Source organism: Pseudomonas sp. G34 (assembly GCF_031119625.1).
Taxonomy (GTDB): Bacteria; Pseudomonadota; Gammaproteobacteria; order Pseudomonadales; family Pseudomonadaceae; genus Aquipseudomonas.
In genome coordinates this window covers 65,678-80,456 of the sequence record NZ_JAVHZV010000027.1, presented here as the reverse complement: position 1 = coordinate 80,456, position 14,779 = coordinate 65,678, and the positions used below count along the sequence as shown (strand labels likewise).

Genomic DNA, 14,779 nt, shown 5'->3' with positions numbered 1-14,779 from the left:
CATGCGCTCGTTCGTGGTAATCGCCCTGGTCGGCCTGCTGTCGGCCTGTTCAATGGCGCCCAGGCTGGAGCGCCCGGCGCCACCGGTGCCGGCCAGCTTCCCCGAGGCCGCTGCCGCGCAGGGCGACGCCGTGCCGGCCAGCGAAATGGGCTGGCGCACGATGTTCGCCGACCCCCAGTTGCAGCGCCTGATCGAGTTGGCCCTGGCGCACAACCGCGACCTGCGCCTGGCCGCGTTGAACGTCGAGGCGGCGCGCTCGATGTTCAATATCCAGCAGTCCACGCGCCTGCCGTCGGTGTCGCTGGATGCCAGCCACACCCGCGAGCGCGCCCTGGCCCAGGGCAATGGTGGTGAATCGCGCCGTGAGGTGAGCAACCAGGTGGCGGTGAACGTCGGCACCAGCGCCTTCGAGCTGGATTTGTTCGGCCGTGTGCGCTCGCTGTCCGATGCCGCCTTGGCCCGCTACCTGGCCAGCGAGCAGGGCCGCGATGCAGCGCAGATCAGCCTGATCGCGGCGGTGGCCGACGCCTACTTCGCCCGCCAGCTGGCCGACGAACAACGCCAGCTGGCCCAGCGCACCCTCAAGGACTGGCAGCAGTCGCTGAAGCTCGCGCGCCTGCTGCAGGACGCCAAGCAGAACGGCGGCCTGGATGTCGCCCAGGCCGAGGGCCAGGTGGCCAGCGCCGAAGCCGACCTGCAGGCCCGTCAGCGGGCGTTCGCCCAGGCTGGCAACGCGCTGCAGTTGCTGGTCGGTGAGCAATTGCCGGCTGACCTGCCGGCGCCGCGGGTGCTCGCGCTGCAACCGCTGGTGGCGCCTGTGCCGGCCGGCCTGCAGTCGGACATGCTGCTGCTGCGCCCGGACATTCGCCAGGCCGAACAGGCCCTCAGTGCGGCCAATGCCGATATCGGCGCAGCGCGGGCGGCGTTCTTCCCGCAAGTATCACTGACCGCCTCGTTCGGGTATGCCAGCACCTCGCTGGGCAGCCTGTTCGACCCCAGCCGCCAGGTGTGGCGCTTCGCACCGCAGATCTCGCAGCCGTTGTTCCAGGCCGGGCGACTGCGTGCCGAACTGCGCCTGGCCAGGGTGCGCAAGTCCGAGGCGGTGGCTCAGTACGAGCGCGCCATCCAGGTCGCTTTCCGCGAAGTGGCCGATGCCCTGGCCGGCATGGCCACCCTGGACAGCCAGCTCGAGGCGCAAATCCGCGTGGTGGCCAGTGCCCAGCGGCGCGTGGCGCTGTCCGGGCTGCGCTATGGGGCCGGGCTCGACGGTCGCCTGGAACTGCTGGATGCTCAGCGCCAGCTGTACGCAGCGCAGCAGACATTGCTGGAACTGCGCCGCGAAGCGGTCGTCAACAGCGTGGCACTTTACAAGGCGCTCGGCGGTGGCCTGCGCGAACGCACTATCATCACCGCGGCGCGCAGCAGCGCTGCCGACCCAGATCATCGAGAACCCTAGTCATGCTGCGTGCCGTACCTACCCGCTGGTTGATCCTCGTCGCGGTGATGCTGGCCTTCCTGCCCATCGTCATCGACATGACCATCCTGCATATCGCGGTGCCGACGCTGACCCAGGCGCTCGGCGCCACCAGCACCGAAATCCTCTGGATCATCGATATCTACCCGCTGCTGATGGCCGGCTTGCTGGTGCCCATGGGCACCCTGGCGGACCGGGTGGGCAACCGGCGCATCCTGCTCTGTGGCCTCGGCGTGTTCGGGCTGGCCTCGCTGCTGGCTGCGTTCGCGCCGACGCCAGCGCTGCTGATCGGCGCCCGGGTGCTACTGGCCCTGGGGGGGGCGATGATCATGCCGTGCGTGCTGGGTATCATCCGCCGCACCTTCGAGGATGAGCGCGAGCGGGCCATGGCGCTCGGCCTGTGGGGCACCGTGGGCGCCGCCGGCGCGGCGGTGGGGCCGCTGATCGGCGGGGCGCTGCTCGAGCATTTCTGGTGGGGCTCGGTGTTTCTGATCAACGTGCCGGTGATGGCGGTGGTGATCCCGGTCGCCTTCCTGCTCTTGCCACGCGTCGAAGTCACCACGCCGGGCAAGTGGGCCATCGGCCAAGCGCTGATCCTGATCGCCGGCATCATCAGCGTGGTCTACGCCATCAAGGCCGGTGTCGGCGGCACCCAGTCGCTACCGGTCGCCCTGCTGGTGCTGCTCGCGGGCCTGGCCTTGCTGACCCTGTTCGCCCGCCTGCAGTTGCGCTCGACCGCGCCGATGCTCGACCTGTCGCTGTTCGGCCGCCCGGTGTTGCTGGCCGGGTTGATCATGGCGGTGGTCGCCATCGGCGCCCTGGCCGGGGTGGAGCTGACCCTGGCGATGGAGCTGCAGTACGTACTCGACAAGTCGCCACTGCAGGCCGGCATCTTCATGATTCCGATCATGGCCGCGGCGGCGGTCGGCGGGCCCCTGGCCGGCTACCTGTCCAACCGCTTCGGCCTGCGCTGGGTGGCTAGCCTGTCGCTGCTGGTTTCTGCTGGCGCCCTGGGGTTCGTGGCCTTCGCCGACCTGCATGCGCCGGGCCTGAGCGTGCCGGCCGTGCTCGCCGTACTGGGGCTGGCGCTGAGCATCGGCCTGACGGCTTCGTCGATCGCCATCATGGGCGCGGTGGAGGCCAGCAAGGGCGGCGCGGCGGGCGCCCTGGAGGCCACTGCCTACGAGCTGGGCACCGGGTTGGGGATCACCTTCTTTGGCGTGTTCATGTCCAGCGTGTACGGCCACACCATCGCCTTGCCTGGCGTGTTGGCGACGCCGCTGGCCGAGCGCGCGGCGCGCTCGATCGGCGACAGTTACCTGGTGGCTGCCGAGTTGCCGGCCGAACAGGCCGGTGCCCTGATCGAGGCAGCCAAGGCGGCATTCTCCAGCACCCACTCGGTGCTGCTCAGCACCTCGGCGGTGGTGATCGGCGTGCTGGCGCTGGTGGTGTTCAGGTTGTTCAAGGGGTATCGCGGGCAAAGCGCCCACTAGGGGCTGTCGACGTTTCACGCACGGCCCTCATTGATCGTTCCTCACGTCGAGTCGTCGAACCGTCCGCGTGGGAATGCCGCCGAGGACGCTCTGCGTGCGCTGTTGCAGGCCGCGCGCAGCCGGAGCAGGCGCAGAACGCCTTGGCCTGAGCTACCACGCTGGAGCGTGGGAGCCATCGTAAAGCGGCCATCGATGCAGTACCTGTGGGAGCGGGCCATGCCCGCGAAATCACGGGCATGGCCCGCTCCCACGGATAGTTCGTAGGGCGGACGACGCTTCACCTACGCGGCCCGACCGGTCCACCGCTCCGCAACCGCAATGGTGGATGAAAAAACGTCATCCACCCTACCGTGGGAGCCATCGTAAGAGGCTGCTGCAAGGCAAAAGCGGCCATCGTTGCAGTACCTGTGGGAGCGGGCCATGCCCGCGAAAAATCACGGGCATGGCCCGTTCCCACGGGATAGTTCGTAGGGTAGACGACGCTCCACCTAGGCGGCCCGACCTACGCGGCCCGACCCGTCCACCGCTCCGCAACCGCAATGGTGGATGAAAAAAGCGTCATCCACCCTACGACCGCTCCCGCCACTTGGCTGCCAAAAAGGCCTCACCACACGGCGATATGCGAGTCGGCGCGTGGCTCGGTGCCGCCACACAGCACGCCGCTGTGCGGGTCACGCACGATGATCTGCCCACGGCCGTAGTCGGTGGAGTCGCAGGTCACGCTGACCTCGTGGCCCAGGCGCGCCAGGGCCGCGGCCAGATCCCGCGAGGCGGCCTGTTCGATGCCGACCTTCTTGTCGCCCAGCCACTGCCAGCGCGGTGCGTCGAGGGCGGCCTGGGGGTTGAGGCCGAAGTCGACCAGGTTCATCACCATCTGCACGTGGCCCTGGGGCTGCATGTAGCCGCCCATCACGCCGAACGGCGCGACGGCCTCGCCGTCCTTGGTCAGGAAGCCGGGGATGATGGTGTGGAAGGTCTTCTTGCCGGCGACCAGGGTGTTGGCGTGGTTGGCTTCCAGGCTGAATTCCTGGCCGCGGTTCTGCAAGGCGATGCCGCTGTCGGGCACCACCACGCCGGAGCCGAAGCCGTGGTAGTTGCTCTGGATGAACGACACCATGTTGCCTTCGGCATCGGCGGTGGCCAGGTACACCGTGCCGCTGGCGTGCGGGTCGCCGGCTGCAGGCGTGAGGGCGCGTTCGCCAATCAGCTTGCGGCGTCGCTCGGTGTAGCCGGGGCTGAGCAGGTCGGCCACGGCGACGCGCATGTGCTCGGCGTCGGTGATGTGGTGCAGGCCGTCGGCGTAGGCCAGCTTCAGCGCCTCGATCTGGCGGTGCCAGGTCTGCAGGCTGTCGCGGTGATCGAACTCGAAGCCCTGGAGGATCTGCAGGGTCATCAGGGCGACCAGGCCCTGGCCGCTGGGCGGGATTTCCCACACGTCATAACCGCGGTAGTTGATGCTGATCGGCTCGACCCAACGCGGCTTGTAGCCTTGCAGGTCTGTCTTGCGCAGGTAGCCGCCGGCGTCACGCGAGGCCTGGTCGATACGCTCGGCGATGGCGCCGCGGTAGAAACTCTCGCACTCGCTGTCGGCCAGCGCCTGCAGGGTGCGCGCCTGGGCCGGGTTGCGGAACAGCTCGCCGGCTTGCGGCGCGCGGCCGTCGATCAGGAAGGTGTCGAACCAGGCCTGCATGGCCGGCTCGCGGTGCGCGGAAAATTCATCCAGGGCCACCTGCCACTGGTGGGCGACCACCGGCGACAGCGGAAAGCCGTCGGCGGCCAGGCTGATCGCAGGCGCCAGCAGGTCGGCGAACGGCAGGCGGCCGAAGCGCCGCGACAGTTCGGCCCAGGCCGACGGGCAGCCCGGCACGGTAACCGGTGTCCAGCCGTAGGTCGGCATCCTGGTATGCCCGGCGGCTTTCACGGCATTGATGTTCAGCGCCGCGGGGGCGTGGCCGCTGGCGTCCAGGCCGTGCAGCTGGCCCTTGACCCAGACCAGGGCGAAGGCGTCACCGCCGATGCCGCAGCCGGTGGGCTCGACCACCGTCAGGGCGGCGGCGGTGGCGATGGCTGCGTCAATGGCGTTGCCGCCGCGGCGCATGATGTCGATGCCGGCTTCGGCTGCCAGCGGCTGCGAGGCAGCCACCATGCCGCGCCGGGCGAACACGCTCTGGCGCTGCGAGGCATAGGGATGGCGGTGTGCGGAAAAACTCAGCATGCGGTTACCTCCGGCAAAACGCGGCTCAGGAACGCCCGCGTGCGCGGGTGGCTGGGAGCGCTGAAAATCTGTTCGGGCGGGCCTTGTTCGATCAGTTCGCCCTGGTCGAGCACTACCACGCGGTCGGCCACTTCCCGGGCGAAGCCCATTTCGTGGGTGACCACCACCATGGTCATGCCCTGTTCGGCCAATTGTTTCATCACCTGCAGCACTTCGCCGACGGTTTCCGGATCCAGGGCGCTGGTCGGCTCGTCGAACAGCATGGCTTGCGGCTTCATCGCCAGGGCGCGGGCGATGGCCACGCGCTGCTGCTGGCCACCGGAAAGCATCGACGGGTAGTGGTCGGCCTTGTCGGCCAGGCCCACCTGCTTGAGCAACTGGCGGGCGTGCTCGAGGGCCTGCGCCTTGCTGACGCCGAGCACCTGGATCGGCGCCTCGATGATGTTCTGCAGGGCGGTCATGTGCGGGAACAGGTTGAAACGCTGGAACACCATGCCGATGTCGCGGCGCTGGCGGGCGATGTTGCGCTCGCTGTCGCGCACCAGCGAGCCATCCGGGCGCTCGCGGTAGCCCATGGGCTGGCCGTTGACGCGGATGCGCCCGCCCTGGATCTCCTCGAGCAGGTTGATGCAGCGGATGAAGGTGGTCTTGCCGGAGCCCGAGGCGCCGATCAGCACCACCACCTCGCCACGTTTGACCTGCAGCGACACGCCCTTGAGGATCTGCACCTCGCCGTAGGCCTTGTGGATATCCAGGGCTTCGATCACCAGATCCTGATCTGTACTGTGCATCTCAACGCCCCCTCAACAGTTTTGCCGTGTAGCTGCCGAACAAGCGCCTGGACGCCGTGGCGGGGCGCCGGTCGGACTGCCCGAAGCGGCGCTCCAGCCAGCTCTGGAAGAAGCCCCAGAGAGTGGTCAGCAGCAGGAAGTAGATGGCCACCACCAGGTACAGCTCGAACACCCGGAAGGTCGCCGAGGTGATCATCTGGGTGCTGAGCAGCAGCTCCTGCACACCGATCACGCTGACCAGGGTGGTGTTCTTGAGCATCACGTTGAACTCGTTGCCCAGCGGCGGCACGATGATCCGGAACGCCTGGGGCAGCACGATACGGCGCATCAGCTTGCCGAAGGTCATGCCCAGGGAGCGGCCGGCCTCGTACTGGCCCTTGTCCACCGCGGCGATGCCGGCGCGCATGATCTCCGCCATGTAGGCGCCTTCATTGAGGCCCAGGGCGATGATCGCCGCCTGCAGGTTGCCCGGTATCACCACCCAGCCCAGGTCCAGGTCCTCGAAGCGGAAGATGCCGCCGGCGGCCAGCGCGGTGTACAGGAATACGATCTGCACCAGCAGCGGCGTGCCGCGCATCAGCCACACGTAGAAGCGTACCGGCGCCTGCACCAGCGGGTTGCTCGACAGGCGCATCAGCGCCGCCACCAGGCCCAGCACGCAACCCAGGGCCATGGACAGCACGGCGATCACGCAGGTCAGCCACAGCGCACGCAGGTACACGTCGCTGGGCTGCAGCAGGTACTGCCAGAAGATGTCCCAATTGAAATTCATCTAGGTGGCCCTCAGTCCAGCTTGTCACTGGCGACGTGCCATTTGGCGAGCAACGCGGCGTAGCTGCCGTCGGCGCGCATGTCGTCGATCACCTGCTGTACGGCGGCGGACAGCTGCTGGTCATCCTTGCGCACGCCGATGCCGGTGAGGATGCGGCCGAACGCCGGCACGCCTTCCTGGAACAGATCGGGTGCCATCGCTGCGTAGTAGCCGGCGGTTTCCACGGTGGTGCCGTAGGCGTCGACCTGGCTGATGCGCAGCGCCTGGAAGGCGTCGGTGTCGGTGTTGTAGACCACCAGCTTCATCGGCGCCTTGCCGGCCTTGGCCAGCTTGTCGTTCTCGGCGTCGAGCAGGGTCTTGATGGTCGAGCCGTTGAGCACGGCGATCTTGTGCCCGGACAGGTCATCGAGCGCCTGGATGTTCTTCGGGTTGCCCTTGGGCACCACCACCGACTGGCTGGAGTACATGTAGTTGACAATGTCGATCACCTCGCGGCGCTCCGGCTTGTCGAACAGTTGGTCGACGATCAGGTCGCACTGGCTGGCCAGCAGCGCCGGCACCAGCCCGGAGAACGGCGTGACGCGCCAGGACACCTGCTTGTCGCCCAGGCGCTTGGCGATCTCCATGCCCAGGTCGATGGCCAGGCCGGTGGGCTTTTGCGCCGCGTCGAAGGACACCAGCGGCGGCGAGTCCATGCCCGAGCAATAGGTCAGCTTGCTGACGTCCTTGAGGCGATCCGGCACGGCGGGTGCGGCCGAGGCCAGCGAGGCGGCCAGGCCCAGGGATACGACGGCGGCGAGAGAGCATGAAAGGCGCATGGTGGTACTCCGTTTGCTGTGATCGAAAGGGCAGCAGTGAAGTGGGAAGGGAGGCGACCGTCGGCGGTCGTCCGCTTGTTATTGTTCGCTTTGCAGGAACAGCGTCAGGGCCGGCAGGGTGCCCTCGATATGTTCGCGGAGCACCCGCTCGGCCAGGTCGGCGTCACGGGTGCGCAGGGCTGCGAGAATCTGCGCGTGCTCCTCGCGGCCACTGAGCGGCTTCTCGCCATGTTCGAGCCACAGGCGCATCGGCGCCTCGATCAGCGAGTAGAGTGCGACGATCTGCTTCATCAGCCGCGGGCGCTCGCTGATGCTGCACAGGTATTCGTGGAAGATGCGGTGGCGCACCACCCACTGGGCGGTGTCGTTGCGGCATTCGTCCATGTCGTCGAGCAGCCGCTCCAGCAGGGTCAGGTGGCGCTCGGTGATCTTGCCCACCGCCACGCGGATCGCCAGGCCCTCGAGGGCGCTGCGCATCTCGAACACCTCGCGCATCTCCTCGATGTCCAGGCCGCTGACCACCGCACCGCGATTGGGGCGCAGGGTGACCAGGCCCTGGGCATCGAGGCGGCGGAAGGCTTCGCGCACCGGCATGCGGCTGGTGCCGATCTCGGCGGCGATGTCCTCGGCCACCAGGCGGTCGCCCTTGCGGTAACGGCCGGCACAGATTGCCGCGAGCAGGAAGTTGTAGGCCTCTTCTTCGGCGGTCACGGGTTGGCGCTGGGCGTAGAGCGGAGCGGTAAGCATGCTGGCAATCCTGAATAAATGTATCCAATTATCCGTTTAGCCAATATAGCAATAGCCGGGCCAGTTTTCGCCAGAGGTGGGAATCGGGAGAGATAACAGAGAGTTAGCAGAAAAAGCCGGGATTTTGCCCAGGCTGCGCGCGTAACAGGTGTGTCACCGAATGAAGCACGGCAGGCATCAAGCGCCCAATCATTGGGCGTTTTGGTGGCAGGGAGGGGCGGTTTCGGCAGGTTGCCTGGTCGGGCGGGGTTGGGGTAACGGCAGGCGCCGATACCCCAACCCTGGTTCAGCGCCCGCTGGCGCTGAGCGGCGGCACGCGCCCGGCCCAGGGCTGCGCCTGTTCCAGTTGCGCGGCGAGGGCCAGCAGGGTGCCTTCCTCGCCGAAGCGCGCGGCGAAGTGCGAGCCCAGTGGCAGGCCGCCGGCGGTCCAGTACAGCGGCACCGACATGGCCGGCTGGCCGCTGGCGTTGAACAGCGCGGTGAACGGCGAATAGCTGTGGAAGCGGTCGATCATCGTCGCCAGGTCGAGGCTGTCGTCGAATGGGTCCAGCGTACCGATCAGCGGCGGTTCGCGGGTCAGCGTCGGGCTGAGGATCAGGTCGAAGTCGGTGAGGAAGGCGGCCAGGCGCCGGCCCAGCATATGAATGCTGGTGACCGCATCGGCGTAACGCACGCCGCTGGTGTCACCTTTCTCGCGCAGGATGATCCGTGTACGCGGCTCCAGCTCCTCGAGGCTTACCGGTGCGCCGCGCATCTCGCCGAGCAGCGCGACGTAGCTGCTGGTGCTGGCACCGATGATGTCGAATACCTGGTCGAGAAAGGCCAGGGCGTCGACCGGCAGCGTGGCGGGCTGCACATGGTGGCCGAGGGACTCGCACAGCTTGGCGGTGTGGCGCACCGCGGCCAGCGCCTCGGGGCCAGTGGTCCAGGGCGCCAGGTGCTCGACCAGGGCGATGCGCAGCGGCCGTGGTGGGCGGCGCAGGCTGTCGACGAAGGGCTCGGCCTGCCAGGGCGCCGCATAGGGCGCGCCAAGGTCGGCACCGGCGGTGATGTCCAGCAGTGCGGCGCTGTCACGCACCGATACGGTGATCGCGTGGGCGGTGCTCATGCCGGCCCAGCCTTCACCGGTCAGCGGCCCACTGGGCATGCGCCCGCGGCTGGGCTTGAGGCCGAACACCCCGCAGCAGGACGCCGGCACGCGCAGCGAGCCACCGCCGTCGTTACCGTGGGCGAAGGGCACCACGCGGGCGGCGACCAGCGCCGCGGCGCCACCGCTGGAGCCGCCAACGCTACGCGCGGTGTCCCAGGGGTTGCGGGTGGCGCCGAAGCGGGTCGACTCGGTGGTGTAGGAGGTGCCGAATTCCGGCGCCGTGGTGGTGCCGATGAACTGGCAGCCGGCCTCACGCAGGCGGCTGACCACGGCGTCGTCCAGCCCCATGCGCGCTTCGCCCAGGGCCAGCGAGCCGTTGCTCATGCGCGCACCGTCGAGCGGCGCGAACAGATCCTTGATCAGCGTCGGCACGCCGCGCAACGGACCGTGGCCGAGTTTCGCCTGGCGGGCGCTGTCGTAGAGTTTCTCGGCCACCGCATTGAGCTGCGGCTCGACCTGCTCCAGGCGTGCGATGCTGGCTTCGAGCAGCTCACCGGGGCTGATCTCGCCCTTGTCGACCAGCCCGGCCAGGCCGGTGGCGTCGTGTTGATCCATCAGGCTATGGATGTCATGCATGGCAATACCTCGGTCATGGGTTAACACCCGCTGGGTTGCCAGCGGGGCAAATGGACAGTCAAGGGTGCGGAGCGAGCGCCGTGTCGCGCGGTCGCGCCAGGGCGGCTACCAGCCAGATGGCCGCGCCGGCCAGGCTGGCGGTGGCCAGCCAGCCGATGGCGCCGCGCAGGTCGTAGCCGAGCGCCATCAGGGTGGCGACCGCCAATGGGCTGGCGAACTGGCCGATGTACAGGCAGGCGGTGAACCCGCCCAGGCCGCGGCCACGGGTGCTGGCGCTCAGGGCGTTCATCACCGGGGCCATGACGTTGGGCACCAGCAGGCCGACACCGAGGCCGTGGACGACCACCGCCACCAGCATGCCCTGGTAGCTCTGGGCATGGATCAGCAGCCACAGGCCGGCGGCCATCAGCCCCAGCAGCAGGGCGTTGCAAGCCGGGATGCCCAGGCTGCGGCGCAGCAGTGCCCAGGTCAGCGAGCCGCCGAGGCTGGCCAGCAGGCCCAGCCCGGCGCAGGCGCCGATCAGCGTGCTGGAGGTGACGCCCATGCCGGCCAGCAGCAGCGGCGATTGCACCGGCACCACCACGGCCAGCACCATGCCGGCGAGAATCAGCAGGTAACCGACCACCAGGCGCGGGATGGACACCTGCTCGTCGTCCGCCTGCAGGCTGCTCGCCACACGCCGCGGCGGCTCCCAGAGCACGCGCAGCATCGCCGGGATCAGCAGCAGCGGCAGCAGATACAGGTAGAACGGCAGCCGCCAGGACTGCTCGCCCAGCGCGCCGCCAGCCACGAAGCACAGGGCGCCGACCAGGCCGATGCCGACCACCTGCAGGTTGACCAGGCGCATGCGGTCCTCGCCTTGCCAGTAGTCGGCGATCAGCGCCGCGCAGCAGGTCATGATCGCCGCTTCGGTGCAGCCGAACAGCAGTCGCGCGCCGACGATATGGGTCAGGTCATCGAGCAGTGCCGGCAGCACGCCGAGCAGGGCGTACAGCAGCGTGGCGATGACCAGCAGCACCTTGCGGCCGATGCGGTCGGCGAGCCAGCCGGCCAATGGCGCGAACAGCGCGATGGCCAGGGCCGGCCCGGTGATCGCCAGCGGCACCAGCAGGTCGGCGCGGGGCTCTAAGGGGCCGAATTCGGCGCCGAGCTTGGGCAGGATGGGCGCGACCATCACCGAGCCCATGATGGTCAGGCTGCTGCCCAGTACCAGCACCAGGCCCTCGCGGCGGGTCACGGCCTGGCGTGCGCTGCCTTGTGATGACATGGAAGATTCGATCGTCATGGCGGCCCCCTCAGAAACTGTACGCGACGCGCAGGGCGACGTTGTAACCCTCGGTGCGGTTCTCGGCGCCGAATTCCTTGTAGGCATGCAGCCACACCGGCGGCAGGCCAGGCTTGAAGAAACTCAGCGCCGGGCCGACGGCCATGACCCGGGCGCGGTTGCCGTGATCGAGGTTGGGCGCGTCGTCATCGCTGATCTGCTGGTAGTAGTAGCCGCCCAGGCCCACGGTCCATGGGCCGACGTGCTGGCCCACGGCGAACTCATGGCGGTACTCGGTGCCGCTGCGGTAGTCGGTGGCGTGGTTGCGACTGTTGAAGTCCAGCTGCTGGCTCGACGACACCTCGAAGCCGCCATCGCTGATCCAGGTGGCATTGAGCATCGGCGAAACGGTCCAGTGGTTGAGGCCAGGGGAGATCAGCCGGTTCTTGTCGTAGTCGCCGGTTGGTGCCTGGATCTGCAAGCTGGTGTTGACGGACAGGTTGCGGGAAACGTCCCACTGCAGGATCAGCGGCGTGATCTGCGTATCGGCCTGGCGGAATACTTCCTTCTCGAGGCGCAGTGGGCCAAAGGGGGTATCCACCTTCAGGCGGGCGTCCATCTGGAAGAACGGCTGGACGATGGCGAAGCCGTAGCGGGCGCCGAACAGCTGCTGGTCGGTCATGCGGATGTAGGCCACGCCAAGCGACAGCACGTCCAGCGAGAAGGCGTTGGCGACCTTGTCGCCGTTGCGATCCTTCTGCACGTTGGTGGAGTAGTAGGCCGCGCGCATGCCCAGGGTGCCGTAGGGCGTGGGCGGCGGCGTCATGCCGGCACCGAAGTCGTTGAGCCCGGCGGGTGTGGTGGGTGCCCCGTTTTCCGTGGCCTGGGCCTGGCTGCCGAGCAGCAGGGCGGCGCCGAGGAGGGCGGATAGAGGAATGAATGACGCGCGGTGACCTGGCATGGAAGACCCCTTTTATTATTGTGTGGGAGGTCAGCCTAGGGCGGCTTCAGCGCGGGCCGTTATCCGTTTTCAGCACAGTGTTGGCGAGCCTGACGCAAGGTCTCCGATGGCTTGCAGCCGAACAGCTGACGGTAGTCGCTGGCGAAGCGGCTCAGGTGCCAGAAACCCCAGTTGGCGGCGATGGCCTGCACCGAGTCGCCGTCCGTGGCGTGGCGCAACTGACGGTGTACCGCGTTCAGGCGGATGGTGCGCAGGTAGGCAATCGGGTTGATGCCCAGCGCTTCCTGGAAGCAGTACTGCAGCTTGCGACGGCTGGCGCCGATCTGGTTGCACAGCTCGAGAATGTTGATGGGGCGATCCGGGTGGGCGAGGGCGTAGTCCCGGGCGCGGTCGACCATGCGCCGGCGCGCGCTGGGCGACAGCGAGTGGTCGTCTTCGCTGTCGATCAGCTCCAGCAGGTGCATTATCACCGCATCGCGGATGGCGCCGCGGATCGTGCCGTGATCGAGCAGTGTGGTGCCGGGCGCCTGTTGGTCGAGCACGCTGCCGAACAGGCTGATCAGCTGCTGCTGGTCGGCGTGGCCGAGCAGTTGGTAACAGCGGGACAGGCGCGTCAGGTCGAGTTCGCGCTGCTGCTGGTGCAAGGTGCGCTGCAGCGACTGCTCGTCGATGGCGATGCACACCGCATCCAGGTCGCCATGCACGCGCAGCTCCGGCAACTGGGCGCCGCGGCCGATCAGCAGGCTTGGCGCGTGAATCGAGTGGCCGCCGCAGTGCAGGTGCGGGTTGACGCAGCGCATCGGCAGAGCGAAGACAATCGCTCCCGGCCAGGTGGCCGCCTGCTTGAGCATGGCCTGGTTGGCGCGTTCGCGGATCAGCTGCATGCCGTCGAGCTGCATCTCCATAACCTCACCGCTGAAACGCCCGGCGCTGAGCTGGTCGTAGCGCAACTGCCAGCCGGACAACTGGGCATGTTCCTCCACATCGTGGGAGCGCCGGTAGCTGATCGCCGAGGGCGGGGCCGATGGGGACGAGTCGGGCGTGGTAACGGGAGAACTGTGCATTTTCGAAACCTCTACTGCGCTTCGATGCGTTGTCCCCACAATAAGGCAATTTCCGTTCCGTAAAGCCAATTAATCATTAATAAAGTTAACTTGTGCCGAAATGGGATAGCCGCGCCGCTGCGTCGCTGGCTCGACGAGGCGGCAGCCAGGCGTCTAGCTCGCACCATTGTCGCTGGGCATGAGTGGTATGCATCGCGATCATTTGACCCCTGCGGCCTGAGTGCATAGGGTGGCGACCCGTTTTTCCAGACTCAAGGTCGCCCATGTCCGCTCGTGCCAAACTGCCGTTCACCATCTACCTGCTGGGTGCGACGATCTTCTCCCTGGTCACTGCCGAATTCATGGTCGCCGGCATGATGCCGGCCCTGGCCGCCGCCTTTTCGGTAAGCCTGGGCGAGGTCGGCAACCTGATCGCCTTCTACGCCCTCGGCATGGCCCTGGGCGGCCCGCCCGTGACCCTGCTGCTGCTGGCGCGCGGCATCAGCAGCAAGCACGCGCTGGTCGGCCTGCTGGCGGTGTACGTGCTGGCCGGTGCGCTGGCGGCGGCGGCACCGAGCTACGCGGTGCTGGCGGTGGCGCGGATCATCATGGGCGTCTCCAGTGCCGCGTGCATCGGCCTGTGCATGACCCTGTGCGCGGCGATGGTCGCTCGCGAAGAGCGCGGCCGGGCGGTATCCGTGGTGCTCGCCGGGCTGATGCTGTCACCGGTGGCCGGGGTGCCGATGACCGCCTGGATCGAACAGCACCACGGCTGGCGCGCCAGCTCCTGGGCCGTGGTCGGCCTGGCGCTGGTATGCACCTTGCTGGCCGCCATGCGCCTGCCAGCCGCCGAAGCCGGCGGGGAAGCCACGCTCGGCCACCAGCTGAAAACCCTGCGCACCCGCCGCCTGTGGGGCGCCTACCTGACCAGCGGGCTGATCATCGGCGCCACCTTCGCGGCCTTCAGCTATTGCACGCCAATCCTCATCGAAGAGGTCGGCCTGGCGCCCGGCCAGGTCGCACCGATGCTGGCGCTCTACGGTATCGCCAACCTGATCGGCAACATGCTGGTGGGGCGTTTTGCCGACAGCCACACCTTTGGCGCATTGGGCCTGGGCCTGGCCATGATGGTGCTGCTGATGAGCGGCTTCGCCCTGGCGGGCGATCAGCTGTGGCTCAACCTGGGCTGCTTCATCGCCATCGGCCTGACCGGCGTGGCGCTCAACCCGGCGATGGTCGCGCGGGTGATGAAGGCCGCCGAGCCCGGCGCGCTGGTCAACACCCTGCACACCTCGGTGATCACCGCCGGGCTGGCCTTCGGCAGCTGGGCTGGCGGCGCGGCCATCGAAGCGGGCTATGGCCTGCGTGCGCCGCTGTGGGTCGGCGCCGCTATCGCGCTGCTCGGCCTGCTCAGCGTACTGCGCCCGCTGGCCAGCCGTCGCATGGCCGCCAGCCCCTGCAGCTGATCGCCGTGC

Annotated in this window: 12 protein-coding genes; 3 read left to right on the top strand and 9 right to left on the bottom strand. The window is 68.0% G+C overall.

Annotated features, from left to right (window positions below; translation table 11 throughout):
• The first annotated feature begins 1 nt into the window (after position 1).
• Both QYS36_RS17130 and QYS36_RS17125 read left to right on the top strand, forming a co-directional pair.
• Entirely contained in the window at positions 2–1,456 is a 1,455-nt protein-coding gene (locus tag QYS36_RS17130; RefSeq protein WP_308840634.1) for an efflux transporter outer membrane subunit, read from the top strand.
• Positions 1,457–1,458: 2 nt separating this feature from the next.
• Positions 1,459–2,967 carry an MFS transporter gene (locus QYS36_RS17125; RefSeq protein ID WP_308840633.1) on the top strand — a complete coding sequence of 503 codons (1,509 nt, stop codon included), beginning with the start codon at positions 1,459–1,461 and terminating at the stop codon, positions 2,965–2,967.
• Between the two features lie 604 nt (positions 2,968–3,571).
• Here the strand turns inward: QYS36_RS17125 and QYS36_RS17120 are convergent.
• The 9 genes from QYS36_RS17120 to QYS36_RS17080 form a co-directional block, all read right to left on the bottom strand.
• Entirely contained in the window at positions 3,572–5,182 is a 1,611-nt protein-coding gene (locus QYS36_RS17120; RefSeq protein WP_308840632.1) for a gamma-glutamyltransferase family protein, read from the bottom strand.
• Positions 5,176–5,973 (bottom strand): amino acid ABC transporter ATP-binding protein, encoded by a 798-nt coding sequence (locus QYS36_RS17115; protein WP_308840631.1) that lies wholly within the window; start codon positions 5,971–5,973, stop codon positions 5,176–5,178. The genes QYS36_RS17120 and QYS36_RS17115 overlap by 7 nt, the downstream gene beginning before the upstream one ends.
• A gap of 1 nt (position 5,974) precedes the next feature.
• A complete protein-coding gene (locus tag QYS36_RS17110) occupies positions 5,975–6,745 on the bottom strand; it encodes an amino acid ABC transporter permease (RefSeq protein WP_308840630.1) in 771 nt (256 codons plus the stop codon).
• Positions 6,746–6,756: 11 nt separating this feature from the next.
• Positions 6,757–7,563 carry an ABC transporter substrate-binding protein gene (locus tag QYS36_RS17105; protein WP_308840629.1) on the bottom strand — a complete coding sequence of 269 codons (807 nt, stop codon included), beginning with the start codon at positions 7,561–7,563 and terminating at the stop codon, positions 6,757–6,759.
• A 78-nt stretch (positions 7,564–7,641) separates the two neighbouring features.
• Positions 7,642–8,310 carry a GntR family transcriptional regulator gene (locus QYS36_RS17100; RefSeq protein WP_308840628.1) on the bottom strand — a complete coding sequence of 223 codons (669 nt, stop codon included), beginning with the start codon at positions 8,308–8,310 and terminating at the stop codon, positions 7,642–7,644.
• A gap of 286 nt (positions 8,311–8,596) precedes the next feature.
• A complete protein-coding gene (locus tag QYS36_RS17095; RefSeq protein WP_308840627.1) occupies positions 8,597–10,036 on the bottom strand; it encodes an amidase family protein in 1,440 nt (479 codons plus the stop codon).
• A 58-nt stretch (positions 10,037–10,094) separates the two neighbouring features.
• On the bottom strand, positions 10,095–11,321 hold the full coding sequence (locus tag QYS36_RS17090) for an MFS transporter (protein ID WP_308840626.1): 1,227 nt from the start codon (positions 11,319–11,321) through the stop codon (positions 10,095–10,097).
• Positions 11,322–11,331: 10 nt separating this feature from the next.
• Positions 11,332–12,261 carry a transporter gene (locus QYS36_RS17085; protein WP_308840625.1) on the bottom strand — a complete coding sequence of 310 codons (930 nt, stop codon included), beginning with the start codon at positions 12,259–12,261 and terminating at the stop codon, positions 11,332–11,334.
• 59 nt (positions 12,262–12,320) lie between these two features.
• Positions 12,321–13,325, bottom strand: a complete 1,005-nt coding sequence (locus QYS36_RS17080) for a helix-turn-helix domain-containing protein (protein WP_308840624.1) — start codon at positions 13,323–13,325, stop codon at positions 12,321–12,323.
• A 263-nt stretch (positions 13,326–13,588) separates the two neighbouring features.
• Here QYS36_RS17080 and QYS36_RS17075 point away from each other — a divergent pair, with 263 nt between their 5' ends.
• Positions 13,589–14,770, top strand: coding sequence for an MFS transporter (locus QYS36_RS17075; RefSeq protein WP_308840623.1), 1,182 nt, complete (start codon positions 13,589–13,591; stop codon positions 14,768–14,770).
• The last annotated feature ends 9 nt before the right edge of the window (positions 14,771–14,779 follow it).